Source organism: Oceanobacillus senegalensis (genome assembly GCF_900176885.1).
In the GTDB taxonomy this organism is placed as follows: Bacteria; Bacillota; Bacilli; order Bacillales; family Amphibacillaceae; genus Oceanobacillus; species Oceanobacillus senegalensis.
Genome location: NZ_LT839648.1, coordinates 2,377,754 through 2,403,920, shown reverse-complemented (window position 1 = coordinate 2,403,920; position 26,167 = coordinate 2,377,754). Strand labels below are relative to the sequence as shown.

34 protein-coding genes are annotated in these 26,167 nt (G+C 35.8%); 28 read left to right on the top strand and 6 right to left on the bottom strand.

What is annotated here, in order from left to right; genetic code table 11:
- Positions 1 to 120: 120 nt before the first annotated feature.
- The 4 genes from CAO17_RS11675 to CAO17_RS11660 all read left to right on the top strand — a co-directional run bounded on the left by CAO17_RS11675 (position 121) and on the right by CAO17_RS11660 (position 2,997).
- Positions 121 to 663 carry a CotD family spore coat protein gene (locus tag CAO17_RS11675; protein WP_085992928.1) on the top strand — a complete coding sequence of 181 codons (543 nt, stop codon included), beginning with the start codon at positions 121 to 123 and terminating at the stop codon, positions 661 to 663.
- A gap of 85 nt (positions 664 to 748) precedes the next feature.
- Entirely contained in the window at positions 749 to 1,300 is a 552-nt protein-coding gene (locus CAO17_RS11670; protein WP_085992927.1) for an SLOG family protein, read from the top strand.
- 176 nt (positions 1,301 to 1,476) lie between these two features.
- Positions 1,477 to 2,301, top strand: coding sequence for an SIMPL domain-containing protein (locus CAO17_RS11665; protein ID WP_179151943.1), 825 nt, complete (start codon positions 1,477 to 1,479; stop codon positions 2,299 to 2,301).
- 99 nt (positions 2,302 to 2,400) lie between these two features.
- Complete coding sequence (locus tag CAO17_RS11660; RefSeq protein ID WP_085992925.1) at positions 2,401 to 2,997, top strand: GNAT family N-acetyltransferase; 597 nt, start codon at positions 2,401 to 2,403, stop codon at positions 2,995 to 2,997.
- A gap of 219 nt (positions 2,998 to 3,216) precedes the next feature.
- Here CAO17_RS11660 and CAO17_RS11655 read toward each other — a convergent pair whose 3' ends face one another.
- Positions 3,217 to 3,549, bottom strand: a complete 333-nt coding sequence (locus CAO17_RS11655; RefSeq protein ID WP_085992924.1) for a hypothetical protein — start codon at positions 3,547 to 3,549, stop codon at positions 3,217 to 3,219.
- Positions 3,550 to 3,808: 259 nt separating this feature from the next.
- On the opposite strand from CAO17_RS11655, the gene CAO17_RS11650 reads away from it, so the two are divergent.
- Both CAO17_RS11650 and CAO17_RS11645 read left to right on the top strand, forming a co-directional pair.
- The gene (locus tag CAO17_RS11650; RefSeq protein WP_425435881.1) at positions 3,809 to 4,315 is read left to right on the top strand and encodes a GNAT family N-acetyltransferase; all 507 of its coding nucleotides are present in this window, start codon (positions 3,809 to 3,811) and stop codon (positions 4,313 to 4,315) included.
- A gap of 61 nt (positions 4,316 to 4,376) precedes the next feature.
- Positions 4,377 to 4,844, top strand: coding sequence for a YrvL family regulatory protein (locus CAO17_RS11645; protein WP_085992922.1), 468 nt, complete (start codon positions 4,377 to 4,379; stop codon positions 4,842 to 4,844).
- Between the two features lie 96 nt (positions 4,845 to 4,940).
- Here CAO17_RS11645 and CAO17_RS11640 read toward each other — a convergent pair whose 3' ends face one another.
- Positions 4,941 to 5,693 (bottom strand): metallophosphoesterase family protein, encoded by a 753-nt coding sequence (locus CAO17_RS11640; protein ID WP_085992921.1) that lies wholly within the window; start codon positions 5,691 to 5,693, stop codon positions 4,941 to 4,943.
- Between the two features lie 177 nt (positions 5,694 to 5,870).
- On the opposite strand from CAO17_RS11640, the gene CAO17_RS11635 reads away from it, so the two are divergent.
- Positions 5,871 to 6,902 carry an alpha/beta fold hydrolase gene (locus CAO17_RS11635; RefSeq protein WP_085992920.1) on the top strand — a complete coding sequence of 344 codons (1,032 nt, stop codon included), beginning with the start codon at positions 5,871 to 5,873 and terminating at the stop codon, positions 6,900 to 6,902.
- 116 nt (positions 6,903 to 7,018) lie between these two features.
- Positions 7,019 to 7,621, top strand: a complete 603-nt coding sequence (locus CAO17_RS11630; protein WP_085992919.1) for a hypothetical protein — start codon at positions 7,019 to 7,021, stop codon at positions 7,619 to 7,621.
- Between the two features lie 253 nt (positions 7,622 to 7,874).
- Here the strand turns inward: CAO17_RS11630 and CAO17_RS21065 are convergent, their stop codons facing one another.
- Positions 7,875 to 8,042 carry a hypothetical protein gene (locus tag CAO17_RS21065; RefSeq protein WP_179151942.1) on the bottom strand — a complete coding sequence of 56 codons (168 nt, stop codon included), beginning with the start codon at positions 8,040 to 8,042 and terminating at the stop codon, positions 7,875 to 7,877.
- A 261-nt stretch (positions 8,043 to 8,303) separates the two neighbouring features.
- Here CAO17_RS21065 and CAO17_RS11625 point away from each other — a divergent pair, with 261 nt between their 5' ends.
- The 6 genes from CAO17_RS11625 to CAO17_RS11600 all read left to right on the top strand — a co-directional run bounded on the left by CAO17_RS11625 (position 8,304) and on the right by CAO17_RS11600 (position 12,594).
- Positions 8,304 to 8,495, top strand: coding sequence for a hypothetical protein (locus tag CAO17_RS11625; RefSeq protein ID WP_085992918.1), 192 nt, complete (start codon positions 8,304 to 8,306; stop codon positions 8,493 to 8,495).
- A gap of 181 nt (positions 8,496 to 8,676) precedes the next feature.
- Positions 8,677 to 9,081, top strand: coding sequence for a hypothetical protein (locus tag CAO17_RS11620; RefSeq protein ID WP_085992917.1), 405 nt, complete (start codon positions 8,677 to 8,679; stop codon positions 9,079 to 9,081).
- 66 nt (positions 9,082 to 9,147) lie between these two features.
- Entirely contained in the window at positions 9,148 to 10,002 is an 855-nt protein-coding gene (locus CAO17_RS11615; RefSeq protein WP_085992916.1) for a DegV family protein, read from the top strand.
- Between the two features lie 164 nt (positions 10,003 to 10,166).
- Positions 10,167 to 11,474 carry a bifunctional folylpolyglutamate synthase/dihydrofolate synthase gene (locus CAO17_RS11610; RefSeq protein WP_085992915.1) on the top strand — a complete coding sequence of 436 codons (1,308 nt, stop codon included), beginning with the start codon at positions 10,167 to 10,169 and terminating at the stop codon, positions 11,472 to 11,474.
- Complete coding sequence (folE, locus tag CAO17_RS11605) at positions 11,467 to 12,024, top strand: GTP cyclohydrolase I FolE (protein ID WP_085992914.1); 558 nt, start codon at positions 11,467 to 11,469, stop codon at positions 12,022 to 12,024. The genes CAO17_RS11610 and folE overlap by 8 nt, the downstream gene beginning before the upstream one ends.
- 27 nt (positions 12,025 to 12,051) lie before the next feature.
- Positions 12,052 to 12,594 (top strand): 5-formyltetrahydrofolate cyclo-ligase, encoded by a 543-nt coding sequence (locus tag CAO17_RS11600; protein WP_085992913.1) that lies wholly within the window; start codon positions 12,052 to 12,054, stop codon positions 12,592 to 12,594.
- Here the strand turns inward: CAO17_RS11600 and CAO17_RS21400 are convergent.
- Positions 12,580 to 12,801 (bottom strand): hypothetical protein, encoded by a 222-nt coding sequence (locus tag CAO17_RS21400; protein ID WP_085992912.1) that lies wholly within the window; start codon positions 12,799 to 12,801, stop codon positions 12,580 to 12,582. The genes CAO17_RS11600 and CAO17_RS21400 overlap by 15 nt on opposite strands.
- A gap of 80 nt (positions 12,802 to 12,881) precedes the next feature.
- On the opposite strand from CAO17_RS21400, the gene CAO17_RS11590 reads away from it, so the two are divergent.
- Positions 12,882 to 13,364, top strand: a complete 483-nt coding sequence (locus CAO17_RS11590; protein ID WP_085992911.1) for a GNAT family N-acetyltransferase — start codon at positions 12,882 to 12,884, stop codon at positions 13,362 to 13,364.
- A gap of 58 nt (positions 13,365 to 13,422) precedes the next feature.
- Here the strand turns inward: CAO17_RS11590 and CAO17_RS11585 are convergent, their stop codons facing one another.
- A complete protein-coding gene (locus CAO17_RS11585) occupies positions 13,423 to 14,463 on the bottom strand; it encodes a C45 family autoproteolytic acyltransferase/hydrolase (RefSeq protein WP_085994469.1) in 1,041 nt (346 codons plus the stop codon).
- A gap of 216 nt (positions 14,464 to 14,679) precedes the next feature.
- Between CAO17_RS11585 and CAO17_RS11580 the strand changes: the two genes are divergently transcribed.
- The 3 genes from CAO17_RS11580 to CAO17_RS11570 all read left to right on the top strand — a co-directional run bounded on the left by CAO17_RS11580 (position 14,680) and on the right by CAO17_RS11570 (position 16,681).
- Positions 14,680 to 14,901 carry a heavy-metal-associated domain-containing protein gene (locus tag CAO17_RS11580; protein ID WP_085992910.1) on the top strand — a complete coding sequence of 74 codons (222 nt, stop codon included), beginning with the start codon at positions 14,680 to 14,682 and terminating at the stop codon, positions 14,899 to 14,901.
- Between the two features lie 145 nt (positions 14,902 to 15,046).
- Positions 15,047 to 16,102 (top strand): LLM class flavin-dependent oxidoreductase, encoded by a 1,056-nt coding sequence (locus tag CAO17_RS11575; protein WP_085992909.1) that lies wholly within the window; start codon positions 15,047 to 15,049, stop codon positions 16,100 to 16,102.
- Positions 16,103 to 16,114: 12 nt separating this feature from the next.
- Positions 16,115 to 16,681 (top strand): NADPH-dependent FMN reductase, encoded by a 567-nt coding sequence (locus CAO17_RS11570; protein WP_085992908.1) that lies wholly within the window; start codon positions 16,115 to 16,117, stop codon positions 16,679 to 16,681.
- A gap of 71 nt (positions 16,682 to 16,752) precedes the next feature.
- Here the strand turns inward: CAO17_RS11570 and CAO17_RS11565 are convergent, their stop codons facing one another.
- Positions 16,753 to 17,622 (bottom strand): LysR family transcriptional regulator, encoded by an 870-nt coding sequence (locus tag CAO17_RS11565; protein WP_085992907.1) that lies wholly within the window; start codon positions 17,620 to 17,622, stop codon positions 16,753 to 16,755.
- A 121-nt stretch (positions 17,623 to 17,743) separates the two neighbouring features.
- On the opposite strand from CAO17_RS11565, the gene CAO17_RS11560 reads away from it, so the two are divergent.
- The 10 genes from CAO17_RS11560 (at position 17,744) to essB (ending at position 26,150) form a co-directional block, all read left to right on the top strand.
- Entirely contained in the window at positions 17,744 to 18,457 is a 714-nt protein-coding gene (locus CAO17_RS11560) for an AzlC family ABC transporter permease (RefSeq protein ID WP_085992906.1), read from the top strand.
- Positions 18,450 to 18,752, top strand: a complete 303-nt coding sequence (locus tag CAO17_RS11555) for an AzlD domain-containing protein (RefSeq protein WP_245831832.1) — start codon at positions 18,450 to 18,452, stop codon at positions 18,750 to 18,752. Before CAO17_RS11560 ends, CAO17_RS11555 begins: the two co-directional genes overlap by 8 nt.
- Before the next feature lie 188 nt (positions 18,753 to 18,940).
- Positions 18,941 to 19,501 (top strand): NADPH-dependent FMN reductase, encoded by a 561-nt coding sequence (locus CAO17_RS11550; protein WP_085992904.1) that lies wholly within the window; start codon positions 18,941 to 18,943, stop codon positions 19,499 to 19,501.
- Between the two features lie 384 nt (positions 19,502 to 19,885).
- Positions 19,886 to 20,485: a hypothetical protein gene (locus CAO17_RS11545; RefSeq protein ID WP_085992903.1), complete on the top strand. Its 600-nt coding sequence runs from the start codon at positions 19,886 to 19,888 to the stop codon at positions 20,483 to 20,485.
- A 420-nt stretch (positions 20,486 to 20,905) separates the two neighbouring features.
- A complete protein-coding gene (locus CAO17_RS11540) occupies positions 20,906 to 21,508 on the top strand; it encodes a hypothetical protein (protein ID WP_085992902.1) in 603 nt (200 codons plus the stop codon).
- Between the two features lie 6 nt (positions 21,509 to 21,514).
- Positions 21,515 to 23,389 (top strand): DUF6792 domain-containing protein, encoded by a 1,875-nt coding sequence (locus tag CAO17_RS11535; protein ID WP_085992901.1) that lies wholly within the window; start codon positions 21,515 to 21,517, stop codon positions 23,387 to 23,389.
- Between the two features lie 14 nt (positions 23,390 to 23,403).
- Entirely contained in the window at positions 23,404 to 23,742 is a 339-nt protein-coding gene (locus CAO17_RS11530) for a hypothetical protein (RefSeq protein ID WP_085992900.1), read from the top strand.
- Between the two features lie 244 nt (positions 23,743 to 23,986).
- Positions 23,987 to 24,280 (top strand): WXG100 family type VII secretion target, encoded by a 294-nt coding sequence (locus CAO17_RS11525; protein WP_085992899.1) that lies wholly within the window; start codon positions 23,987 to 23,989, stop codon positions 24,278 to 24,280.
- A gap of 178 nt (positions 24,281 to 24,458) precedes the next feature.
- Complete coding sequence (gene yukD, locus CAO17_RS11520) at positions 24,459 to 24,698, top strand: ESX secretion system protein YukD (RefSeq protein ID WP_085992898.1); 240 nt, start codon at positions 24,459 to 24,461, stop codon at positions 24,696 to 24,698.
- 75 nt (positions 24,699 to 24,773) lie between these two features.
- Complete coding sequence (gene essB, locus CAO17_RS11515) at positions 24,774 to 26,150, top strand: type VII secretion protein EssB (protein ID WP_085992897.1); 1,377 nt, start codon at positions 24,774 to 24,776, stop codon at positions 26,148 to 26,150.
- The last annotated feature ends 17 nt before the right edge of the window (positions 26,151 to 26,167 follow it).

Below are 26,167 nucleotides of genomic sequence, written 5' to 3'. Positions count from 1 at the left end.
TTTCATTATTAAAACACCTGTCTCCTTTTATTGTTTTAGTAAAACTAGGTAATTGCTTATACATCGTGATGACAACTGACATAGGTTAGTAGTGTACTAAATATAGAAAGGAGACTTTTAATGAGACGTCGTCGTCATGGACACGGACCACATTGCGGATGTCCGAAATGTATGTATCCAACGAAGGTTAATAACGTTCACACTTGTTCAGAAAGCTGTGTAGAACATGTACACCCATCCCATACTAATGTAATAAACCATCATACGGTGAAGAATTATCATACTTTCCCACATTCAACTTCCTATCAAAATGTAACAAATAGTGTAGATATTATGGGGCAACCATTTGAGGTACCAGGACCGGGGCCAGGATTTGGTCCAGGAGGAATGGGACCAGGAATGACACAAGGTTCAGGACAAATGCCAGGAGGAATGGGACCAGGAATGGCACAAGGCTCAGGACAAATGCCAGGAGGAATGGGACCAGGAATGGCACAAGGCTCAGGACAAATGCCAGGAGGAATGGGACCAGGAATGGCACAAGGTTCAGGACAAATGCCAGGAGGAATGGGACCGGGAATGGCACAAGGATTTGGGCAAATGCAAGGTGGTATGAACCCTGGATTTGGTGCACAGAATATGAACAGAGGACCAAGAAGATAATAGGTAGGAAAGAAAAGCTAGCAACATGATAAGTTGCTAGCTTTTCTTTTCGGTTTTATAATGAAGGGGAGAAAGAGGGATACATATGAAAATCTTAACGGTAACAGGATACAAGCCAATGGAATTAAGTATTTTCAAGGAAAACGACCCACGAATACCTTTTATAAAAGCTGCGATTGAAAAACGGCTCACTGGTTTTATTGAAGAGGGACTAGAGTGGGTTATTGTTACGGGACAAATGGGTGTGGAATTATGGACAGCAGAGATTGTTTTAGATTTAAAAGAGACCTATGATATTAATATTGCCATGATACCTCCTTTTGAAAACCAGGAAAGCCGTTGGCCAGATTCCTTGAAGGAAAAATATCAGGAGCTCAGCTTTGTTGTTGATTTTTATCAACCATTATATAAGGGAGATTATAAAGGACCTTATCAGTTTAGAGCTAAGAATATGTGGCTTATCGAAAAAACAGATGCATGCCTACTTTTGATGGATGAGGAAAATCCTGGAAGTAATAAATACTTCTATCAGGCAGCAAAAAATGTAGATAACTATGAAATAGTTGTGATAACCCCCACTGATTTAGAAGATGTTGTTGAGGAAATACGGATGTCTAATCCAAATTACTGGGACTAGAAGAATAAATCTTAGCTACACTGGTTCAAGGTAATAATCATTCCGCCTATTTTTGCATATATTTTATTAACCGGTATGTATTCAAAAGGAGGATAAAAGTCAACTAGAAACATCGGTTTGTCATTTTTACCGGACTTTTTGAACAACCCCTAACATAAAATAAAGGTGGAATGATGATGTATTACCCATATTTTTGGCCTTCTCTTGGTCAGAATCATCAGAGTCATTATCCGGGCCTTTCTGGTATTCATTCAAATCAACCTTCTATTCCAGTCTATACAATGCCTATGCTGCAGCCTAGCCCACATCTAAATAGTCAGGTGAATCTAAAACAAGGTCATTACCCTATCACTCCATTTTCCCGCCAGCAATATCCTAACCACCCGGGCGAATTGACCGTTACAGGAACAGCTAATCTTTCTGTTTCACCAGATTATGCAAGTGTTCTTCTTGCAGTAATAACAGAGAATGAATCGCTTCAAGAGGCTCAACAGGAAAATGCTAATCGTATGAACCAAGTTCTTCTTGCGCTCCAATCACTTGGTATTCCTAAAGAAAATATTCAGACGTCAACTCTTAATATCCTCCCAAGATATGACTATGTAGAAGGATCTCAGATTTTCAGGGGATATGAAGTGATAAATGAGATTCTTGTTATAATTCAAAATATTAATGAAATCGGAAATGTTATTGATACAGCGGTCGATGCGGGAATCAATCGGGTAACAAGTATCCAGTTTAATATAGAACAAGGATCTCGGTATTACCAACAAGTGCTGAAGCTTGCGTTGGAAAATGCAAGAGAAAAAGCTAATACTATTGCTGATACAATGGAAATTACTCTAAAAAGTGATCCAATTGTGATTACCGAACAATTGGTGCAAGATGAAAGCCCAGTTACTAATAAAGTATTAGCAGCTACACCGGAAAGTTTTACGACACCGATTGTATCCGGACAAATTCAAATAAGGGCAAAAATAAAGGTGATTTATAATTATTAAAAAGGGATTTGCCTCATGAAAAACGAATACTTTATATAAGAGAAAAGCTGAACCTCCATAAGAATCACTTAAAATAAAACATATTGGGGAGGAAATTGCATGGGGGAGTTTCCAAGACTTCAAACCAAGCGACTTCATCTTGTGCAAATTGATCATCGGTACAAGGATGAATTATTCGAAATTTTATCCATGGATGAAGTTACGAGGTATTACGGGAAAGATAATTTAGTGGATACTGAAGAAGCTTCAGAATTAATTGACCATTTTTATCGACTTTTTCATGAAAAACGAAGTATAAGATGGGGAATCATATGGAAGGAAAATAATCAATTCCTTGGAACTGTTGGCTTAAACAACTTGAATCTTTGGAATAAGAAAGCTGAAATTGGCTATGAATTACATCCTACGTATTGGAGAAGAGGAATCACTTTAGAGGCAGTGATTAAGGTACTAGATTATGGTTATCATGACTTAGATTTATACCGGATTGGTGCTCTCACCTTTCCACAAAACATAGCTTCTAATGAGCTTTTGAGAAAATTAGGTTTTAAACAAGAGGGGACGCTTCGGGGGTATTTACATCAAAATTATAAAGCACATGATGCACTCGTTCATTCGCTTTTAAGACCAGAATGGATAGGAAAAAGAAGGAGATTTATTAGATTTAGAGATAGGTTTCATATAGGATCCTTTTAAAAATGATTTTTCTTTCATCTTCGTTTATTTGCAGATAATTATTTTCAGGTATTAATAAAGGAATGAATAGGTAGAAGCCTATTCATTCCATAGGTAGTCCATCATATCGTTGGCAAATAAATTTGCGTCGATGGTACATGTTTCGGACTCAAGTCCGTATTGCAAACCGTAAAGATTCTCATCTGTATAATTTGCAGAATCGACTTCCCAGTAAAATTTTTATGGGGACCCTTCTCGATTGGCATCCTCACCATTTTTTTCTTCCTTATTTTCCTCATTTGCGGATTTTTTTTCATTACTTTCTTCGTTATTATTTTCTACACTAGCATTGTTTTCATTTTCCTTACCTTCATTGGATGAGTCAGAATCCTGATTATCTTCTTCTCTAGAATCGGATTGTTCTTTATTATCCGATGATTCTACTGTTGGTGTATCTTGTTTTTGTTCAGCATCATCGTCTTTTATCTGTGCATATTCGACATAGATTACGAGAAACGAAAGAGCTATTAAAATTCCAATACTATATAGTGTGAATTTGAATAAGCTTCTCATAAACTAAATAACCCTCCTCTCACACTTAATGCAGTATATTAAGGTGGTAGGGCTATTGTGCCTAAAAATGAGAATGGAATATTACTGAAATATACGAAGAGAGCACGCTCATTAGAAAATTTCATAGATAACTTTTGTATTTCCTAACTTGTAAACCGAAACTTTTTTTCATGGATTAAATAATGGTATAATATTACAAAATATTATAAAACCACATGAAGAGAAAAGGATGATATAAGTGGAATACGTCATTCGTCTCATGAAAAAGAAAGACATATCGGAGGTACAGCATGTAGCCAAAATTAGCTGGAATAGTACATATGAAGGAATCATCCCGGTAGACATTCAGAATAACTTTCTGAAGGATGCATACAGCTGTAAAACGATGAAACGAAGGTTAAAACATACTACTATTTTCGTAGCAGAAGTGGAAGGGAAAGTAGTTGGATTTGCTAACTATTCCCCTGTATCTAGAGATGGCTCAACCATTCTCGGTGCCATCTATATTTATCCGGAATATCAGGGTATGGGTATTGGATCTCACTTTTTACAGAAAGGTGTCGAAGAGCTTGGTGCAACGAAAATCCAATTAAATGTAGAAAAGAACAATCATATTGGGATGAGGTTTTACAAGAAAAAAGGATTCGAAGAGGTAGATGAATACGAAGATGAATTGGGTGGATATCCCATTCATTCCATCAAAATGGTACTTCATGTTCATGGTTCCGAATTTGAAAGTACTGAAAATAGAAACATAGGATCATAATCTTTTATTTGAGTGAATAAAGTAGTATATTGGCATTAATATAATTAGTTAGGATGTTTTCATGCGAAAAAGAGATCATTCATTTCGAAAAATGAGAATTGGTGGCAAGCTAGTTGTTGTAACATCAATAGGTTTATTAGTTATGGGTGCATTTTTACTTGTTGTTGCCGCCTATTTCTTTGGTTTTGTAGGTGTTTTTAATGTGTTTAATGTGCAGTATGAATCATTAGGAACCTTATTTTTATTTCTAATCTTCTTTTTTATTCTAGGATTTTTTACAAACTTATTTGCTCAAGCAAGTATTATTATTTCTACAGCCTATTATAAAGAGAAGAAAAAAATAATAACTTTGAAAATTATGTTTGAGACATTGTTTCTTTGGTTGGCGATTTTTATTGTGGACGAAATGATGGTTCGTATAACGGTTCCAGTTGAAACAGAGTTAATTGTATCGCTGATACTTGCATGTTCTAATTTAATTTTTGATGGAAAAAAGAAAATTAGAATAAAAATCCGAAGAAAAAAATAAAGTTCCATAATGCGGGATGGAGGTTAGCTCACTATATGACCTAAGTTTCATGGAGATACTAAGCAAATTGCTTTTCTCTCCATGTATATTTACTCGTTATGAGTTTTTAGAAAGCTGATTTCCATGGAAGGCTTTAATTAGAAATTCTCTCTCAGGTACATTCCATTTTTCATAACCTAACAGAAAGTTTTTATTATCATAATAAATTTCCTCAAAATCAACTGATATGGAGCCGTTATCCTCTAACGTAACGACGGCATAAGGTGCAATGGGTTTGTGATTACATCCTAAAGCACCTGGATTTAAGAAAGTTGTTCGTTCTCCCTTAAAAAAATGAAGCGGATGATGATGACCAAAGCAAATTAGGTCGGTATCCACTCCATTAAATAGCTGCTCTAGGTTAGGAAGACTAGGTTCAACAATTTCATGAAATGGATTTGCACTGATGTGTTGGTTGAGTTTTTGTGGTTCGATATAGTAATGCGAAAAGAAGCATTGTTGTCCGTTTATCGTTTTATGAATGGTTCTTGGCAATTGCTCTAATAGTGGAATATATTTAGGATTTAATCGATCACCAATCCACTTATGATGTTCACGAACTACTTGAAGGGCTTTGGGGTGTGGCTCGTCTTTCAACATAGCTAGTACCGACTCATCGTGATTTCCGGAAATAATAGAAATATCGTCTCTAGAAAATAATAACTCTAAAACTTCATTTGTATTATAACCAATCCCAATCAAATCTCCCAAACAGAAGAGATGATCTAGTTTCTTTTGATCAATATCATTGAGTACCGCTCTTAGTGCAGAAGCATTACCATGAATGTCTGTCATGACCGCAAATCTCATTATCAATTCCCCCTTTCTTTTATACTAGCAAAATTTTTCTATTATTTCATGAGTATGAATTGTGTAAATTTTTAGGTGAATAATCAAGAAAATAACAGTCTATCTGAAAAAAGAAGTGATAAATTCGATTATCTAAGAATAAATTTTTAAAATGACCACTTTAAAGAGGGGTGAAGGATGGTGATCTATGGTTTTATTGAGTCTATCGATATATCCCCATTTCGAGAAGAGGACGGGGTCTTTTTGAAAGAATACTTAGAGATTAATGGTGTGAAGCAGGGATTAATGATAGAAGGAGAAAATAGGAAAAATCCGGTACTATTATTTTTGCATGGTGGTCCAGGATTTCCTATCTACCCACTGGTAAGGGGAGAAAAATTGAATTTACATAAATATTTTACTGTTTGTTACTGGGATCAGCGCGGAACGGGTATGTCCTATTACAAACCATCGCTCCAACAGCCTCTTGCATTAGAACAGTTGAAGACAGATACGCTTGCTCTAACAAATTATCTGCTAGAGAAATTTGATAAAGAAAAAATATATATCATGGGGCATTCATGGGGTTCCTTTTTGGGAAGTATTATTGTGGGTAGCCACCCTGAATTTTTCCATGCTTATATTGGGACTGGTCAAGTAGGAGATCAAACGGAGTCAGAAAAGGAAACAAGAGACTTCTTATGGAGAATGGCCCAACATAGGGAAGATAAGCGAGCGATGGAGGAAATTCGGCATATTGAAGTTGATCAATTTTATTATAAAAATCAGGCATATGGGAAGCTGCGTGACAAGTATTTAATTCAATTTGGAGGAGGAATGATGCGGGAGAATTTTTCTAATGGAAAGCTTATGAAATATTATTTACGCTGTAAGGAATATAAGATGAAGGAAAGATTGAACGTTCTTCGTGGTGCCATGAATTCATTTCCCTTAATTCAAAATTTAGCAATGTCACAATTGATTCATCTCATACCAGAAATGAAGGTACCTATATTCATTCTCCAAGGAAAGTATGATTATGAAACAACACACAACCAAGCCAAGAAATACATAGATGAAGTAAAAGCACCAAGTAAACATTTCTATACCTTCGAAAACTCTGCCCATAGTCCATTCCTCGAAGAAAAACAACGATTTTATCACATTATTGAAAACGATATCCTAAAGATACCTAAAACTCCCCGGAATATGTCCGGTTTTGTAGAATAGAATATGCTGCATTTTCATCTTAAATATTGAGGAACGGAGTGTTACAATGAGGATGCTACAAATTTTGCTAGGAGAAATAATAAAGGATGTTTTGTAAACGAAATGGGTGAGTTAAAGTGAAGCGTTTATGTGCAGTGGTGATGATAAGTGTAATCTTGGTATTATCAGCGTGTTCGACTAAAGAGCCCCTTGAAGAAGAAGGGGATGCAGCTATTCAACCTGCAAAATTATCAAACTATGAAAAGAACCTTACACAAATTATGGCGATGGAAAACTTTGCTTATGATGTTAACATTCATGATGAAGAAGTTCGGGCAATAGAAACAACAATCGATTATTACAAAAATGGAGAACTTATGGGGACTTTTGCAGAATTAGAGTCTCATGTTAATGATGACAATTCAATAAGGACTGTTTTTCTACGGCAAAAATTAAACGAAAATGAGGAGAAATGGGTTTGTTCTCATATGGATGAAAATGGCCAAAGCAGTGGAATGCAAATGAAGGAATTCGAGGGAAGGGAAGAGCTGAATTCATCCGCTTGGGGAGGTCTTACTGAGCCAACTCCTCTATACATTGGAGAAAAACTGGTCATTGCATCTCTTGTTTTTTCTAATAAAAATGGTATTTCCATATATAGTGACTTATCAACGGAAGAGGCATTAAAGCAACAAACAGACTATGAACAGGTCTATATTATTTCGATTGAACTAAAATAACTAATTGGATAGAGGCTGAGACAAAAGTATTTTTTAAACACAAAACCCGAACGGTTGGTGCGAAAAGCCACTCCGGAAATATACTTCGCGCACCTTAGGGCGGCTGATGAGCCACCTTCGTGCTAACGCACTATGGTGTCTCACCTAGGCCTCTCATCCCGTAGGAATCTACGTATATTTTCTCCGCTAATTAGTGCATTGTTCGCTTTTTGAGTTAGACACATTAGTTATGTCTCAGCCTCTTTTTCGCTTTTTATGGCATTTCATCATTTTTTGGTCGGTTTTTAAATGCTTCGTGTGTTACAATGTCCTCTTCTTGCTCAAATTGACGATTATGTTCCTTTGCCTCCACTAGATTATCTTTAGGGAAATTACCCGGGTGACCTTTTCTTTTGTGGTTATATCCTTTACCGCGACTCATCGTACATTCTCTCCTTTCCATTTTTCCAACTTACTTTTCCCATCTAACCTGCAACCATTCAGTATAGAAAATGATTTATTTTTAAATAATTTATGAATATTGGAAAAATAACACATGACTTTAAAAGATTTCATGTTAAACTAACAAATAAGGTATTAGAAATAGAAACATTAATGAAAAAAAGAAATATATGAACAAACTTTTCCATTTTCTCTATATTAAAATAAGGAATACATTTGTAGCTGTAGTAAGGGGGATATGATGGATACGCTAAAGAGAAAAGTGTTATTCTTACAGATTAGTTCGATATTATTTTCTGTCCTAATCATCGCCTTAAGTAACACAGAAGCAAGAGATAGTTTATTATTCACCATTATCGTTGTAGTAACCGTCTTCATAGCCTTATACTGGAGTGCAATCGAGTACAAAATTAAAAAAAAGAGGAATAAATAACAATGATCGATTAAAATATATTCTCCCGGTTAAGTACGCTATTGGTAAGAACTGCCATATGTTTCTAAGGTGTAGTAAAACTTGAATTGGTTCATACTAAAAAGACCAATCGTAATTTTTCGCCATGTGTGGGATCCGTACAAAAAGATTTTAATTCTGTAAATAAGGATGAAATCATACAATGAAACTACCGGGATTAAAAGATGACTTTATGTTATTAACCGAAAGATCAGGAGGGTTTCGGATTTATTTGGGAAAGAGGCAAAGTAATATTCTGATCTTTCGGCCAATCGAGGAGCCACGAAAGGCAATAGATATTCTTTCGTGTATTTGTGAAGAAGAGAAGGGTTATTTATTCGACAAGCTAAATCATCAGAAGCAATTGGTAGTCTATATCCGTAAATTACCGTTGATGAAAAGCAGCTACACATTATTTTATCAATCGTTTGATGACGTTCTTCGTTTTATATTTCATTCAGCTTATTTTGAGCTATTAGAATTTTTGAAAGAAAAGACATCAAGTACCCAAACTTTTAACTATATGGTTGTAAAAGATGGTATGGTGAGGGAAGTGCCATATTTTTAAACAACAGAGATAGAGAAAGGTCTTTCATCATGAAAGGTTCATATATAAGGGAGTGTGGTTTAAGATTTGACGAATAAGAAAATAGCCTTTGTGACGGATAGTACTGCTTATTTAACGGAGGAGATGCGTTCTCATCCAGATGTATATGTGGTTCCAATCGTTGTTATTTCTGAAGGAAAACAGTATGAGGACGGGGTGGATTTAACAAGCAAACAACTATATGAAATCATCTGCAATGTTAAAGAGGTACCGAAAACATCTCAGCCAAATGTCGGAAAATTCTATGAGTTATACGAGAAATTGAAAAGGGATTATGACCATGCAATAGCTATTCATGTCTCATCCAAATTAAGTGGTACCATTTCTAGTTCTATAGCTGGTAAAGATCAAGCGGGATTTGATGTAGAAGTGATAGATTCTCATTCTCTATCGTTTGCAATAACAGATTTGATTGCGAAAGGATTAAAATTAAGGAATGAAGGAAAAGAGGTTAGATTTATAGCTGAGGAACTACGTCTTCTGGCGAAGAATTCTATGAATTTAATTGTTTTAGGTAGTCTTGAGCAATTATACAAAGGTGGGAGGATGTCAGGAACTTCTTTTTTACTCGGTAATTTTCTTAATATAAAACCTATTTTATCAATTGATTCAAATGGTGAATTAAATTTAGTGGAGCGTATTCGTTCAGAAAAGAAAGCGATTACTAAAATAATAAGTCTTCTCCAAGAATCGTGCGAAAGGAATCCAGTAAAACGAATAAATATTGTGCATGGGAATGTACGAGAAAAAGCAATGTCATTAAAAAAAAGGATAAATAAGGAACTTCCGGGAATCGAAACAGTGATAGGAGAGATTAGTACTTCTTTAGCTGTTCATGGAGGAGAAGGTACCATAGGTGTGTTTTGGAATATAAAGGAGTAGCACTGCTTTTTCGGCAGGCTTTTTTTCTGTTTTTGACTTTGTATCCGTTTTGTTTATTTTTATTTTTATTTTTAAAAGGTTTGCTTATCATTTTATCCTAATTACTCTATAATAGTAGAAGTAAACGCAAATTTTGTACAATTTTAAAGGTAGGAGTATACACCATGAATTATGATGAAGCATTAGATTATATTCACAGTCCAAAATATCATGGGATGAGGCTGGGTCTGGATAATATACGTGAACTGATGACGAAACTTGGAAATCCACAAAAAAGGTTGAAATTTATACATATAGCCGGAACGAATGGAAAAGGTTCTGTTGCCTCTTATCTTAGTCATATTTTAACAAAGGCTGGATACAAAACAGGATTATTCACGTCCCCTTATATTGAACGATTTAATGAGAGAATTCAAGTGAATCATGAGGAAATTCCGGATCAGTCCCTTGGAAATATTACAAAGCTAGTAAAAGAAAAAGTTGAGTCTATGCGGGAGGCCCCAACAGAATTTGAAATCATTACAGCCATTGCATTAACCTATTTTCATAAGATGGATTGTGATATTGTTGTTCTAGAAGTAGGCTTAGGGGGGAAATTGGATTCTACGAATGTTATTGGTCCACCGCTTATGTCAGTCATAACACCTATAGGCTATGATCATCAAGCAATTCTCGGAGAAACATTAACAGAAATTGCAGGAGAGAAAGCAGGCATTATTAAGGAAGGTAGTACGACTGTTCTTTATCCACAGGATAAAGAGGCAGAGGAAGTTATTGTCCAAACGGCTCTTTTAAAAAATAATGAAGTGATTAAGCCAGATTTACGTTCTTTAACTCCCGTTCTTTCTGATTTAAATGGTCAGGTTTTCCATTATCAAACCTATAAAAATCTAAAAATTCGTTTACTTGGTCATCATCAACTGAAAAATGCTGCTGTAGTGGTTGAAGCTGTTCAACTATTGAATAAATTGCGTTTTCCTGTTAGTGAAGAGGCTTTACGAGATGGACTAGCCGAAACCAAGTGGCCTGGGAGATTTGAAGTAATTAGTAAACAACCAACCATTGTAATTGATGGTGCACATAATATTGACAGTATTCGAGCATTAGTAGATAATTTAACAAAGCATTTTTCTAACAGAAGAATCGTTGCAATTCTTGGTATCTTAAGAGATAAGGATGCCCGGCAAATGGTGGAAGCGGTGTTACCTGTCATCGATTCCTTTATAACGGTAACTCCGGATAATCCAAGAGCAATGGATGCTGGTAATTTAGCGGGATATATAGAAGAATATGGTGTACCGACAATAGCTAGTGATTCCTATGATCAAGCGATTCAAATGGCAATAAAACAAGTAAATAACCATGATGTGATTTGTGCATTTGGATCCCTTTACTATATCGGTGCTATTCGAAGCAGAATAACATCAGGGAAATTTTTTATAAACAGAAATGAGGCATTGAACGATGGATAAAGAAAAAATTGCATCAGCGGTCAGAATGATTTTAGAAGCAATTGGAGATGACCCAGATAGACAAGGATTGGAAGATACCCCTGAGCGGGTTGCAAAGATGTATGAGGAAGTATTTGCTGGATTATCTAAGGATCCAGCAATACATTGCAAAACCGTGTTTGAAGAACAGCATGAGGAAATGGTGCTAGTAAAGGATATTCCATTTTCCTCAATGTGTGAGCATCATTTAGTTCCATTTATTGGAAAAGCCCATGTTGCTTATATACCACAGAATGGTCGAGTTATCGGTCTAAGTAAAATGGCGAGAATTGTGGATGATATTAGTAAAAGGCCACAGTTGCAGGAGCGAATCACAAAGTCAGTAGCAGATTTGCTGATGGAGGAGTTAGACCCTGTCGGTGTGATGGTCATACTAGAAGCAGAGCATATGTGCATGAGTATTCGCGGTGTGAAAAAACAAGGATCAAACACCGTAACGAGTGCTGTACGGGGATCCTTCAGATCGAATAGTAAGTCTAGGAATGAAGTTTTATCATTAATTAAAATGTAAGTATGTTCGTTATGGGGGGAGGTTCATTTGAATAAATCAGAACTGCGTCAAACTATTATTACTAGTTTAAAAGCTTTGTCAAAGAAAGAAAAAGAGCAAATTGAAAGTCATCTCATAAAGAACTTAACGGCATCAGATTGGTGGAAGGAATCACAAACGATAGGAATTACTGTATCTCATGGATTTGAATGGGAGACTAGGACAATAATAGAACAAGGCTGGAAACAGGGTAAAACGATTTGTGTACCTAAATGCATACCAAAGGAAAGAAAAATGGATTTTTATCGATTGGACAATTTTGGGCAACTGGAGGCAGTTTATCATAATTTAATGGAGCCAATACCAGAGGAAACAGACATAGTTGATAAAAATGATATCGGGTTATTGGTTGTTCCTGGAATTGTTTTTGATGGGAAAGGCTATCGTATTGGCTTCGGTGGAGGATATTATGACCGGTTTCTAGCAGATTTCCCAAATATTACCGTATCATTGGTAAGTACGCTTCAACTAGTTGAGCAGGTTCCAGTTGATGAACATGATCTACCTGTGCAGAATTTAATTATTGTATAATAGGGACGGTTCTCTTGCTTCCATTTTATGTAAAAGAAGCGTGAGACCGTCTCTATTTATTTGGGTTTTCATTTCTGTCATTGCTTGCTCATTTGTCAAAGTGCTTGGCCTTAGAGTTGCTACTGGAGCTTTTTTGGAAAACTCATTTAAACCATTACAAGCTATCTTATGAAACATCTCTGTATAGGTATGATGTATCGTTTCCATTGTCTTGGATGAAGTAGAACCGTCCTTATTCATCTGGTAAAATAAATATATAAATAGGTGATTAGAATTGAGGAGAAGCAATGCAACTGATAATTAAAAAAATGACAGAAAAGTATGCCGTTGATGTGCTCTGCTGGAAATATGAAAAGCCATATAATTTCTATAATAATGTCCTGACAAGTGGTGCCATTATGGAATTATTAACGTATAAATATTTTGTTGTGCTCGATAAGTATAATGATTTGATAGGGTATTTTTGTATTGGCAGGCCGGCACAAATTCCTGACGGCGAACTAAATGGAGTATATAAAGAGGATTGTATCGATGTTGGAATTGGTATGAAACCAAGACTGACTGGAAAGGGAAAGGGACATATCTTCTTTTCTCGGATTCTTCGTTTTATACAAGAAAAGCATCCAGATAAGGACATTCGTTTAACAGTAGCTACATTTAATGAACGTGCTATTCGTCTTTATAAAAAATTGGGATTTGTGGAAGATGCTAGTTTTTATAGTAAAGAAATGGAGTTTATTACAATGAAAAGAAAAAGGGAGATGAGATGAGTAGATGTGTGATGTTTAGCTAGGATGATAGGCACCTCAAAAGAGGCACCTAATATAATTAATCAAGATGTGCGAACTTTAGATTAGTATCTATTTGACCATGGATTTGTTTGGTAGTTTCGTCATCCCCCTGTAGCCATTTTTCAAAGTTAAAAATAATCGGTTCTTGGTCACCGCCAAGGGCAAACCATACTTTCTTTTCCTTTGGAAGGTAGGCAGAAGTGTGAATAGTTCCAGCCCAATTTTTATATTCCATGGAGAACACACCTTTATCTGTGTCATTCATCATTCGGAATGCACGATAGATATCTGTTGCATCCTCTTGCTGTGTCATTATCGCCTCTAATCTATCTTCAGAATCCTTTAAATACCGTTTGTTTTCGTCTTTTTGAAGTTCGAAATGATTGGTGCACATATTGGACTCGCGCACTTGGACAGATCTTGGACTTGCTTCAACAATTTTCGTTACACCATCTGTATCTAACAGGACATAACTGAATGAATGCCTGTGTGGTATTTCTTTCAATAAATCAATAGCTTCACCCACATTTGCGCAGGTTTCAAGGATAATTCTACCTATCATATGGCAAATAAATCCGTCCTTAGGTTTTTTACGATGAATGGAATTATACCCCATTACTAGGCCACATTCATTCATACCATCCATTCTTCCAGTAATTCGCTGTTGTGGTCCAACTACAGCATAACCACTATCACTCGGTCCGAAAAAGCTAAATCTTCCTTCATATGTTTTGGGATGGTAATCGTAATTACGAACCATAAAATCTGTACTGGTATAAATAGAACAGCCACTTTTTTCTGGTTCAATACGGTATCCGCTATAATCCCTTAAGATATTCTCCATCGGCTCGTTTAATGCGTCACGTAAACCGAGAAGCTCTTCCCAAATCCCGGGAGCAAATTTTAATAGCATTGATTTTGTTTCCTGTTCATTTACTGAAAAGCGAGGTCTTCTTAGTTTCCAAGCCTTTTTTCGATTTTTAACAATAAGGGAGTCCTTTAACTGCATTCCTTGCATGTGTCCGAAATCATAATGATTGCCGCGAAATTGAATAATGTCACTATAAATTTTCCTCATTTTTCCCATCCTTTTATTTCACTCCAGTTTCATTTTACATGTAATTTTCCCCAATGAAAATGATTTCGTGTAAAAGGATGGAGACAGGGATTATAACATTTTTGATAAAAGGTTATCCTAATTGTGTACAAATAATGAAAACTATCATGAGGCGATGATTTTTTTCGAGAAATGGTTTAAAATCGTTTTGGTATTAAATTTAGGAGGCCAACTAACATGATAAAAACAGTATTTGAATTAGAACCGCTCGCACGTCCATCCTGTGTTTCAACCATTGAAAATACATTAAACAATACAGAAGGAATATACTCCGCAAATGTATCGTTTAGTTCTAAAATGGTAGAAACTCAATACAATGAAAATAAAATTGAAGCGAAGCAAATTGAGGAAATGATTAATGACTTAGGATTTCCTGTATTATTTGCTAAAACTTCGTGATTGATATAAAGGAAAAGGCACATCTACCCATATAATGGGAATGTGTCTTTTGTTTCTTTCCATCCTTTTTTATTCCATAATAAAAATAAACAATAATAAGTAATTGACATGGTAAATGGTAAATGGTAAAGAAAGGTTGATATAAATGGAGAAATATCGGATCAATCCTAGTAAAGGTTTGGAGTTTGGACTATATACCTTAGGAGATCATATACCAGACCCCCATACTGGAGAGCGAATCTCTGCAGAACAGCGCATACATGAAATCATTGAGCTAGCCCAGCTTGCTGAGCAGGCAGGTATAGACTTTTTTAGTGTAGGGGAAAGTCATCAGGAATATTTTACAACACAAGCACATTCGGTTGTCCTGTCTGCTATTGCTCAAGCAACGGAAAAAATTAAAATTGCTAGTTCTTCTACTATTATCAGTACATCGGATCCAGTACGCGTGTATGAGGATTTCGCTACGATTGATTTAATTTCCAAAGGACGGGCGGAAATTATTGCTGGACGTGCATCTAGAATTGGTCTCTTTGATTTATTAGGTTATGATATTCGTGATTATGAGGAATTATATGAGGAGAAATTTGATTTATTATTACAAATAAATAAGCAGCAAGTCGTTAATTGGGAGGGGCAGTTTCGTGCACCACTGAAAAATGCCAAAATACTTCCTAGGCCCAAAAATGGATTCTTACCCATTTGGCGAGCAGTAGGTGGACATCCGTCAAGTGCGATTAAGGCAGGTATTGCAGGCGTTCCCATGTTTTTAGCTACGTTAGGTGGACCAGCCACAAGTTTCAAAAGGTCAATCGATGCCTATCGTGAAGCGGCAAAGAAGAGCGGGAATGATCCAGAACAATTACCGGTAGCAACGGCAGGGTTCTTCTATGCTGCAGAAACAACACAACAGGCGCAAAAAGAAACATATTCCCACATTAATGAGGGTATGAAGCTAACCAATGGACAAGGCTTTCCAAAGCAGCATTTTGCCCAAGGTGCTCATCCGAAAGATGTGATGAATATCGGAAGCCCTCAAGAAATTATTGAAAAGATTCTCTATCAGCATGAAATATTTGGTCATCAGCGTTATATTGCGCAAATGGATTTTGGTGGTGTATCCTATAATAGATTGAAGAGAAATATTGATATCATTGGATCTGAAATATTACCCGCTATCAAGAAATATACAGCAAAATAGGAGATGGAGAATTTGAAATTAGTAGGATTGTCTGGTTCGATAGTTGGCTCTAAGACTAGAACCGCAATGAATGTTGTGAAGAATGTACTTACAGATAAATATCCCGAAGTAGATGCAACCTTCATCGATTTAGCAGAATTGGATTTCCAGTTTAGTGATGGACGTCATTATTTAGAATATGAGGGAGATACCAAATATGTAGCTCAATCCCTTATGGAGGCAGATGCTATTATAATTGGTACACCTATTTTTCAAGCATCTATACCAGCTACATTGAAAAATGTTTTTGATTTACTTCCTGAAAAGGCATTTCGAAATAAAGTGGTTAGTATCATTGTCACCGCTGGTTCATCGAAGCATTATTTAATTCCTGAACAGCAATTAAAACCCATTTTATCATATATGAAAGCACAAATTGTTCAATCCTATGTATTCATAGAGGGGCAAGATTTCCATCGAAAAGAAATTATTAATGATGATGTATTATTCCGGATGGAACGTTTGCTTGAGGATACGATTATCTTAACAGAAACATACACAAAAGTCCGGGAAGCTAAAGAAGCGGAGTATGACTTTTAATTATAGATAGTAAAAACGTTCAGTCCTATTTAAGGGATGAACGTTTTTGTGTATTTTTCTTCTATGTAAGTTCATTTTAAACGATTAAATCGCTCCACAAGGAAATCTATAAAATATCTACTGGAGATGGGTAGTGTCTTATTATTTGTAAAGGCAATACCGATTGTTCGCATAATCGGTGGGGATATTTTTTTCGTTACTAATTGATAGTTCATTCGGTTTAATACTAATTCAGGTAATATGGAAATCCCTAACCCATTTTCCACCATTGCCATAATAGTATAGTCATCGTGAATTTTGTATTGGATATTTGGATATACATGGTTTTCTTTAAAAAATTCTAATGGTTCACTTAGTTCTCCTTCATCAAGTAAAATAAATGGTTCATTCGATAATTCTTTTAATGTAACACTTTCCTTTTGGGCGAGAGGATGTTCGCTTGGTATAACTGCTAACATTTCATCTTGTTGTAAAGGTATTGTTTCTAGATCGGATACCGCTTCAGGATTGACGAAACCAAAATCAACACTACCTTCTTTGATATATTGGATAATGCTCGTATATTCTCCTTGCTGTAGCTGAAAGTGAACAGAAGGGTAGGTTTTTTTAAAATCCTTGATTAGTACTGGTAACCAATTGCTTGATACGCTAGAAAAGGTACCAATTCGTATATTCCCCGTTTCTAGACCTTGCATTTCTTTACTTTTCTTCATCAATTCTCTATAGGCATAACAAACTTTTTTAATGTATGGAAGAAATTGCTCTCCATCAGATGTCAAATGAACCCCTTTACGGGAACGGGAAATTAATGTGGTCGATAGTTCTTCTTCTATCGCTTGTATCATTTGACTTACTGCAGATTGCGTGTAACCTAATGCGTCTGCAGCCTTTGTAAAACTTCCTTTTTCGATTACCTTTAATAAGATTTCATATCGATTCATTAGGTACCTCCATAATATTAGAAATACTAATATATGTATCATAAAAATTAATTTTACTAATGTCAATTTGTCTGTTAAAATCAATTCAATTTAATGCTACAAGAGAGGGGGAAACTTGTATATGGGATCAAATTTTGTGGAATGGCGAAAAGGGATATTTAATGGTCTACCCATTGCACTAGGTTATCTAGCTGTTTCCTTTAGTTTCGGGATAATTGCTGAGCAAGCGGGGCTTCATATTTTAGAGTCTGTTATTATGTCGTTTACAAATTTTACATCTGCTGGGCAATTTGCTGGTCTTACTTTGATTGCAACATCGGCTTTATTAGTAGAAATGGCACTAACACAACTTATCATTAATTCTAGGTATTTTCTTATGTCCGCAGCTTTATCTCAGAAAATTGACCCTAATACTCCATTAAGACACCGAATGATTATGGCTTTCGGAATAACTGATGAAGTATTTGGGGTATCGATGGCAGTGAAAGGAAAATTAAATCCTTTTTATACATATGGGATAATCAGTGTTGCTTTACCTGGATGGACATTAGGTACATTTTTGGGAGCGTATTTAGGAGATGTATTACCTACTAGCATCACCAGTGCCTTAAGTATTGCACTTTATGGGATGTTGTTAGCTGTTATTCTACCTCCTGCTAGAGGCAACAAAATATTGTTTAATCTAATTGTTATTTCCATGCTAGGAAGTTTTTTAGTTGATGTCGTACCATATCTACAAAATATTTCAACTGGTGTAAAAATTATTTTATTAACCTTTATTATTGCTGGAATTGCGGCAGCACTGTTTCCGATAGGGGAGGATGCTCATGAGTAGTATTTATCTTTATTTAGTTGTGATGGCGGTTGTTACCTATCTTGTTCGGTTATTGCCGCTAACATTAATTCGCAAGGAAATAAAAAATACGTACATTCGATCGTTTCTATATTATGTACCTTATGTAACGTTAGCCGTGATGATATTTCCCGCAATTCTTGATTCCACTGCATCAACCGTATCAGGATTGGTTGGTTTTCTTGTTGCGGTAATACTTGCTTATTCTGGTAGGAGTTTATTTACCGTATCTATTTTTGCATGCCTATCCGTTTACATAGTTGAGTTAGTGATTTAACTTTCATTCTATCTAGATTGTGCATCAAACGAAAAATAGCCTTTCTAGAAGGAGGTACCAATTACTAAGAAAACTAGTAAATTTACCCATTATGTGAAACAAACGTCACTTGATATAGAATGGTTTATTTGAAATAATAGAGAAAGAAATGAAAATAGAAACTTAGATACATATGGAGGAATAGAGATATGAAAATTGTTGCCATGGTTGGGAGTAACCGTAGAGAGTCCTATAACATGATGTTGACTAAATATATGCAAAATAGATATGCAGATAAAGTAGAAATTGAGATTCTACCAATTCATGAACTACCATTTTACAATCAGGATGATGAGTTAAACCCACCAGAAATCGTAAATATCTTACGTGAAAAAATTAAAGAAAGTGATGGAGTTTTATTTGCTACACCAGAATACAATGCATCTATCCCAGCTGTATTGAAAAATGCGATTGATTGGTTCTCTAGAGTGGAGGCTGTATTAGTAAATAAACCAGCGATGATTGTTGGAGCATCAATGGGTGCATTGGGTACAGTAAAAGCTCAATTACAATTACGGCAGATTTTAAATGCAGTTAATGTGTCAACGATGACATTACCAGGAAATGAAGTATATGTTGGATCTGTTCATGAAAAAGTGGATGAAGAAGGAAACCTAACAGATGAAGCTACAGTGGAATTCATTGATTCCGTAATGGATAATTTTGTTAACTGGGTAGAAAAATCAGTTAATTATGCAAGTGCATATTAATTGGGAATATTATATATTAGCAAACTCGTTCTCTTAAAATGAGGGCGAGTTTTTTATTTGCTCGAGCTAAAGCAACTGCACGGATCTAAGACTAATTCTCACAACATCATTATTTACAAGGCACCTTAGAATCATCCAAATAAAATAGTACGGAAAATCTAGCTCGGACCTTGATTCACTACTTTAGACCTAAAGTAAATATGGTTTCTTAGACTCGTTTTTCCTCCATCATCTAGTCTTTGTGATTCACCGAGAGTATACTTTACTTGAATGAAAATTTTAATAAATTGTTATTAAAAATATAGTGATGGAGGCTAAATGGTGAAGAGTTGGATACATATCGTATTCGTCGTCGTATCAATTATTCTTCTTGGAGGCTGTTCAATGGGGAATGCAACGACTTATCCAGCTGAAATGAATCCAGAAGATTTACCAGATGTCAAAGCATTTCAGGATGAGTTTACAAGGGAATTCCTACAATCGACGGAAGAAACGAGACCAGGCTATTATCCCTTCCTTTCTGGCAAAGGTGCCTATACTATGGATTTTCCAGCCAATGGGTTAATGGATGAAAGGAGCTACTCTAACAGTCAAGGTTTTGAAGGCTATTTAGTTGGTGTAGAAGTGGAAGAAAATAAGGGGTATTTATTGGATATGAATTATATTTCTTATACTAAGTTAGGAAATGAAGAACGAAACCTCGAGCAATTAGAAGAACGTTCAGGACAGGAACTGGATTTTGAAAAAATAGAGTTAGATGGTCGAACGCTATATATCGCACAACTTGATTATGAATATGAATCGACTGGTTATGCCGGATATCTTCAAAATCTATCCGATAGTGGAGGCATTCAAATTTTTTATACCCAAGATTGTTCAGGTGGAGACAAGGTGTGCCAAGAAAAAATGCAACAAGAGAGGGAAAGTGTAGTTGCTTGGATAAAGTCCATCCAATTCGAAAAAAAAGAGAAAGAAAGCGAATGATGTGAAATGAGTGAGAAAATAGCAACCACTCATGAATTCCGTTTAAGGCTTATCGATTTAGAATATAAGATTAATAGAAACTTGTTCTTTTAACATGGGAACGGTTTTTTTATTTGTATAATTTAGAGATACTAAAGTGTATTTCTCGCAGCATGTCACAATAGAATCCCCACTATGAAACGAGTGAAATAAGAACTAGAACTCCCCCAACTTCAACACTTTAGACCTAAAGTGAACATGGTTTCTTTGACTCATTTTCCCTCCTTCATCTAGTCTTTGTGAATCACCGAGAGTATACTTTATTTGAATGAAAATTTTTATAAAAGGTTATTAAAATATAGTAATGGAGGCTAAATGGTGAAGAGTTGGATACATATCGTATTCGTCGTCGTATCTATTATTTTACTAGGAGGCTGTTCAATGGGGAATGCAACGACTCATCCAGCTGAAATGGATCCAGAAGATTTACCAGATGTCAAAGCGTTTCAGGATGAATTTACAAGGGAATTTCTAGAATCGACCGAAGAAACGAGACCAGGCTTTTACCCCTTCCTTTCTGGCAAAGGTGCCTATACTATGGATTTTCCTGCCAATGGGTTAATCGATGAAAGAGGCTATTCTAATAGCCAAGGATTCGAAGGCTATCTAGTTGGTGTAGAAGAGGAAGAAAATAAGGGGTACCTCCTTAATGTGAGTTATTATTCTTATAATAGGATAGGAAAGGAAAAACGTAATCTAGAGCAATTAGAAGAGCGTTCAGGTGAGCAATTGGAATTCGAAAAAATAGAATTAGATGGACGAACGCTTTATATTGCCCCACTTGATAATAATGAATATGGAGAGATTGGCTATGCTGGATATCTCCAAAACCTATCTAATAGTGGAGGAATTCAAATTTTTTATAAACTAGCTTGTTCAGGTAGCGACAAGGAATGTCAAGAAAAACTAGAGCAAGAAAAGCCAAGTGTTGTTGCTTGGATGAAATCTATCCACTTTGAAAAAAAAGAGAAAGAAAGCGAATGATGTGAAATGGGTGAGACAATTGCTACCATTGATGAATTCCGTTTAAGGCTTATCGATTTAGAGTATAAGGATTTATCAAAAGAAGAAATGACCCAAGAGATAGAAAGAATTTATTTGGAAGAGTATGGAAAAGAACTGGAAGCAGAAATTAATATATTTCATTCATCTGAGTCTTCTGAACTTAAAGGTGATGATTCAGGCTATGATGGGACAGCTATTCAATTTGTATCTAAGGAGCAGGAAATTAATGAGGTATACATTATTTCCCAGGGAACACAGGATATGGTGGATTGGCAATACAATATGAAAGCTATGTTTGCAGGTCTAGATTATTCTCAGACAAGAGCTACTGACTTATTCGTCGAGGATGCTCTTGAAGAATTCCAAATAAACCGAGAAGGTGACCATGCAGAAAATATTCCTGTTATTGGCCTATCTCACTCATTAGCACATAATAATAATGCAACAGCTGAATTAGTCTATGATACCTTTGATAAAGTCTACAGTGTCAATGGGGCCCAAACGAATTACTATCAGCTTTTTTACGCTGACGACAAATTTAGACAAGCTGTACGTCAAGAATTTTCCATTTCAATGTATAATTCCATGGCAGTCCATGACTTAAATCCTGAGAAACTTCAAACCTTTGCAGAAGAGTATTATAGCGATAAGGCAGAAAACATCCATCAATTAATATCAAGGGATGATCCATTATATGCCGTAAGTGGAACAAGAGGCTTTTTTACCCTCGGGGAAGTAAATTACATTGATACCAATCCAGATTATCCTGGTCTTCGGGAAGCTATGGATGATATCCCAGATGATGTTATTAAGGATTTCCAAGACTTGGCTATTCGATTTACCATTGCTTCTAATAATGGAGGGACGGATGCGGCACTTCATGAATTGCTTGGTGTAGATGTAGGGGTGTTAGAGGAATTAGATGGAGCTACGGACTATATAGGATTTTATATGACAGAAGCAGATGAAATGCTTGCTAATGTGAATAAAAAATTACCCGGCATCATGGAACAAGTTCATACGGTCACAAACAATGCAGATGTAATCTTTGGAAGATTAATGGATGCTGGATATATAACTGAGGAACAAAAAGAAGAGCTCGTTGAAGTAGTTGGTGACATTGAGCATGAATTAAACGGAATTGTTGAGACAATAGATCATATGGAAGGGCTAAGAGGGAATGGGTACTTCTTCGCGCAAATAGGTGGAGATGCTGCAGGATATTTTAAAATTAAAAACCATTATGAGGCTATTCTTTCTTACTTTGAAGTACTTAGAAAAGAGGAATATCTTGAGATTCTTGAAATAATCGGAGAAAGTCATGGTATCCCAGAGATGTTGCATGGTCTTTCTGATAAAGATAAATCCTATGTTGGTACAGATATGGTCTTACATACAACAAGTGGTGGAAAAGACATTCGGGTGAATTTGTCTGCATCTTTAAGGATGTATACAGAAGGCAAGCTGATCCTACAAGAGAAGCAAGAAGAGATTGCTAGACTAGCTAACGCAGCAGAAAGTGAAATAGAGGGCTGTTTTGATGAGGAAAAATTGGAAGTCATTAGTAAAATTAATGACATAGAAGCAAATCCAGGAACATATCGACAATTTTTAAGAAATCATATGTATTTTCCTCGACTAAATAAAACGATCCGCAGAATTAATGTGCATGAGGAATTTTATCCTTTGCATAATGCAGATTTACATACAGAATTGACAGCTTTACAAGAAAGTGTAACATTCGGTTATACGTATCTGGAGAAGTACCGTAAAGCCATTGAAGGATTATTTAATGAAGATGAACGTATTTCCACTATGTTTGATTTGGCAGACCAATTATTTGGTACGGACCAAACTTAGTTAGGAGGATATTCATGGGAGATTACCATTCGATAACCGTAACGGAACAAATTTTAGAAAGTAAGGATCTTACCCATAAAAAGGCGATACTTTTAAAATATAAGAATCGGTTAGGTGAATTGGATCAATCGCTTTATAATTTAGTGAATAATATTATTATCGGTGAAGATCAAAAAGGGGAAGTTGTGGATGCTATGTGGCTAGAAACCATTCTGTATATGTTTCGGAATCGTGGTATCTTGTCACAGTTAGAAACACGAATCAATGGAGCTGTGGATGAACTGGATACGCAGGTAGACGATATGAAAACACAGCAAATGACGATTACATACGAAGATACTCCATCGGCATGAAACTATTCCTGTATGTATCATGGGATATGCTTAATATTCCTGCCGAACTATAATGGGGAGATAATAGACTTTTAGACTATTGAGGTTATCCATAAAATAGTCTATTATCCTAGTAATTGTAAAAAATACTTAGGATATAATGCTCATTTTTTTTAATATTCTGTATCTATATAGAAATAGCCTAGTATTTCATCTATAATAACAATGAAGATTTACTTATAATTAGTTATGGAGGTCATATTACATGTCTGGGATGATTAGATTAAGTCCAGAAGAACTAGAAAGTATTGCCAAACGTTATGGTGTAGAAAGCGGTAACGTAATGAACATTGTTGGAAATTTAGATGGTCTTATGGAAACATTACACCAAGTATGGGAAGGTAATGCCAAAGAAGCATTCCACGGCCAGTATGAAGAGCTAAGACCATCCTTCTTGAGAATGGTGGAACTTCTAGAAGATATTAATAGACAATTAGCTTCTACAGCACAAACACTAAGAGAAACGGATGCGAATATTGCAAGTCAAATCCGCGGATAAACAAAGAAACGGTAAAATGGTGCCGCAGTTCATTAACTTGCTGGCACTTTTTTATTTGAAGCAATAGCATGACTTTTGATGCATGATGATAGGCAAATATATATAGTAAGCGAATATTAATGCTTAAAATAAAGAATTGTATATCAACATCTAGACTAGAAGAAGGAGGAAGGAGTTAATGTACATCCAAGTAACGGTTGAACTAAATAACTACAAGAGACCTCCGATTGAGTTAAGGCTATCGAACCAGCATCCTATCAAAAAGCTCATCGATATTACGTGGCGTACGGTAAAAATGAACGAAAATCCTAAAGAAGGATATTGGATCCGGGTAAAAAATAAGGATGCTGTTTTCACTGGAACAAAGACATTAGAAGAATGTGGAATAACCACTGGAGATTGTGTGGAAATTTTATAGGTTGAGATATTGAAAATAGGAGAACCATCGAATGTCATTTCTACTGGGTACAAGGGAACAGAAGGAGGGGAAACAATGAGTGAGACGACTTATCTAGAATCCAAGCTAGAGGCTAAGCTTGTTCATGAGAAGGAATATATTGATATTATTTTTCACCGTGCAAAGGTAAAGCTAGTGGATGAATTAGAAATCCATTTACTGAATTCGATGAATCCTGAATTCCGAAAAGAAATTATAGTAACAGATGATCAGTTAATTATTCGTCTGATTCCTCCACATACATATGTATCCTTATACCAAATCTATAAGAAAAGTAATCAGGAAAAATGGCAACTTGTCTATAATTTAGTTCAGAAGATACGGAGTCATTCTACTAAACGATTGAAGCTGTTTATTAGTCCAGAGAACTTGATGTATGACCAAGGTCTAATGCCACATTTTCTTCATTACGGAGTAAAGGAAAGTATTCCACCATATGAGGATGACGGGGAGCGGATATGGAATGAGACAAAAGCTACGATAGCTACTATTGTGGATCAAACGAATACCTTTGATTCTTATTTGTCCCATTCTGAAACGATAGAGCTATCAACTGTAACAAAAGAAATCATGCAGGCAGAATCCTTTGATCAATTAATAGATATTATTAATGACCAACTCAACAAAGATGCTGAATTTCAACAAACCATTATGGGTGTTCCAAAAAAGAAATGGAATATTCAAAGGTATAGTTTGTTGGCATTGGGGATTTTGCTGATACCTGCTGCATTTTTAACAGTTTATGGTTTTTTCTTCAAAATTCCGGAGACAGAGGCCTATGTAGAGAGTAATCGGCATTTTCTACAAAATCAATTTAGTTCTGTTGTCGAAACCCTCCAAGGATATGATGAGGAGGACATGCCATATAGTGTTCAATATCAACTAGCAACATCCTATGTCATGAATGAATCGCTAACAGAAGAACAGCGTACCAATGTTGAAAATACGATTACACTACAATCGGATGATCGTTATTTTCTTTATTGGATTGATATTGGACGAGGTGATTATGAGGAAGCTATTGACACAGCTAGATTGTTAGAAGACAGAGATTTAATTATTTATGGTTTATTAAAAAATCGTGAAGCCGTTAAAGCGGATGAAAGCTTAAGTGGGGATGAAAGAGAACAAGAACTTGAATCAATTCAACGGGAAATCGATGAGTATGTAGAGGAAATGGAGGAAGAACAAAAGGCACAAGAACAAGCAGAAGAAGAAATAGAACAAACTACCTCTAGTGCACCAGCCTCAAATAATTCCGATAAGCAAAGAGAAGAAGTTGAGAAAGCAGATGAAGAGGACAAGGAACAAAAGGAAAAACATTCTTCAGAGGAAAAAAATAAGCAAGGAGAAGAAGAGGCGGAGGAATCACAAAAGGATAATTCGACAAAGGATAAACAAGAAGAGAAATAGAAAAAAGGAGGTGTTCA

Excerpts from the sequence above, each read along its gene's own strand:
- CAO17_RS11675 (WP_085992928.1), top strand. The coding sequence starts at position 121 with ATGAGACGTCGTCGTCATGGACACGGACCACATTGCGGATGTCCGAAA.
- CAO17_RS11670 (WP_085992927.1), top strand. The coding sequence starts at position 749 with ATGAAAATCTTAACGGTAACAGGATACAAGCCAATGGAATTAAGTATT.
- CAO17_RS11665 (WP_179151943.1), top strand. The coding sequence starts at position 1,477 with ATGTATTACCCATATTTTTGGCCTTCTCTTGGTCAGAATCATCAGAGT.
- CAO17_RS11660 (WP_085992925.1), top strand. The coding sequence starts at position 2,401 with ATGGGGGAGTTTCCAAGACTTCAAACCAAGCGACTTCATCTTGTGCAA.
- CAO17_RS11655 (WP_085992924.1), bottom strand. The coding sequence starts at position 3,549 with ATGAGAAGCTTATTCAAATTCACACTATATAGTATTGGAATTTTAATA.
- CAO17_RS11650 (WP_425435881.1), top strand. The coding sequence starts at position 3,809 with ATGAAAAAGAAAGACATATCGGAGGTACAGCATGTAGCCAAAATTAGC.
- CAO17_RS11645 (WP_085992922.1), top strand. The coding sequence starts at position 4,377 with ATGCGAAAAAGAGATCATTCATTTCGAAAAATGAGAATTGGTGGCAAG.
- CAO17_RS11640 (WP_085992921.1), bottom strand. The coding sequence starts at position 5,693 with ATGAGATTTGCGGTCATGACAGACATTCATGGTAATGCTTCTGCACTA.
- CAO17_RS11635 (WP_085992920.1), top strand. The coding sequence starts at position 5,871 with ATGGTGATCTATGGTTTTATTGAGTCTATCGATATATCCCCATTTCGA.
- CAO17_RS21065 (WP_179151942.1), bottom strand. The coding sequence starts at position 8,042 with ATGAGTCGCGGTAAAGGATATAACCACAAAAGAAAAGGTCACCCGGGT.
- CAO17_RS11625 (WP_085992918.1), top strand. The coding sequence starts at position 8,304 with ATGGATACGCTAAAGAGAAAAGTGTTATTCTTACAGATTAGTTCGATA.
- CAO17_RS11620 (WP_085992917.1), top strand. The coding sequence starts at position 8,677 with ATGAAACTACCGGGATTAAAAGATGACTTTATGTTATTAACCGAAAGA.
- CAO17_RS11610 (WP_085992915.1), top strand. The coding sequence starts at position 10,167 with ATGAATTATGATGAAGCATTAGATTATATTCACAGTCCAAAATATCAT.
- folE (WP_085992914.1), top strand. The coding sequence starts at position 11,467 with ATGGATAAAGAAAAAATTGCATCAGCGGTCAGAATGATTTTAGAAGCA.
- CAO17_RS21400 (WP_085992912.1), bottom strand. The coding sequence starts at position 12,801 with ATGGAAACGATACATCATACCTATACAGAGATGTTTCATAAGATAGCT.
- CAO17_RS11590 (WP_085992911.1), top strand. The coding sequence starts at position 12,882 with ATGCAACTGATAATTAAAAAAATGACAGAAAAGTATGCCGTTGATGTG.
- CAO17_RS11585 (WP_085994469.1), bottom strand. The coding sequence starts at position 14,463 with ATGAGGAAAATTTATAGTGACATTATTCAATTTCGCGGCAATCATTAT.
- CAO17_RS11580 (WP_085992910.1), top strand. The coding sequence starts at position 14,680 with ATGATAAAAACAGTATTTGAATTAGAACCGCTCGCACGTCCATCCTGT.
- CAO17_RS11575 (WP_085992909.1), top strand. The coding sequence starts at position 15,047 with ATGGAGAAATATCGGATCAATCCTAGTAAAGGTTTGGAGTTTGGACTA.
- CAO17_RS11565 (WP_085992907.1), bottom strand. The coding sequence starts at position 17,622 with ATGAATCGATATGAAATCTTATTAAAGGTAATCGAAAAAGGAAGTTTT.
- CAO17_RS11560 (WP_085992906.1), top strand. The coding sequence starts at position 17,744 with ATGGGATCAAATTTTGTGGAATGGCGAAAAGGGATATTTAATGGTCTA.
- CAO17_RS11555 (WP_245831832.1), top strand. The coding sequence starts at position 18,450 with ATGAGTAGTATTTATCTTTATTTAGTTGTGATGGCGGTTGTTACCTAT.
- CAO17_RS11550 (WP_085992904.1), top strand. The coding sequence starts at position 18,941 with ATGAAAATTGTTGCCATGGTTGGGAGTAACCGTAGAGAGTCCTATAAC.
- CAO17_RS11545 (WP_085992903.1), top strand. The coding sequence starts at position 19,886 with ATGGGGAATGCAACGACTTATCCAGCTGAAATGAATCCAGAAGATTTA.
- CAO17_RS11540 (WP_085992902.1), top strand. The coding sequence starts at position 20,906 with ATGGGGAATGCAACGACTCATCCAGCTGAAATGGATCCAGAAGATTTA.
- CAO17_RS11535 (WP_085992901.1), top strand. The coding sequence starts at position 21,515 with ATGGGTGAGACAATTGCTACCATTGATGAATTCCGTTTAAGGCTTATC.
- CAO17_RS11530 (WP_085992900.1), top strand. The coding sequence starts at position 23,404 with ATGGGAGATTACCATTCGATAACCGTAACGGAACAAATTTTAGAAAGT.
- CAO17_RS11525 (WP_085992899.1), top strand. The coding sequence starts at position 23,987 with ATGTCTGGGATGATTAGATTAAGTCCAGAAGAACTAGAAAGTATTGCC.
- yukD (WP_085992898.1), top strand. The coding sequence starts at position 24,459 with ATGTACATCCAAGTAACGGTTGAACTAAATAACTACAAGAGACCTCCG.
- essB (WP_085992897.1), top strand. The coding sequence starts at position 24,774 with ATGAGTGAGACGACTTATCTAGAATCCAAGCTAGAGGCTAAGCTTGTT.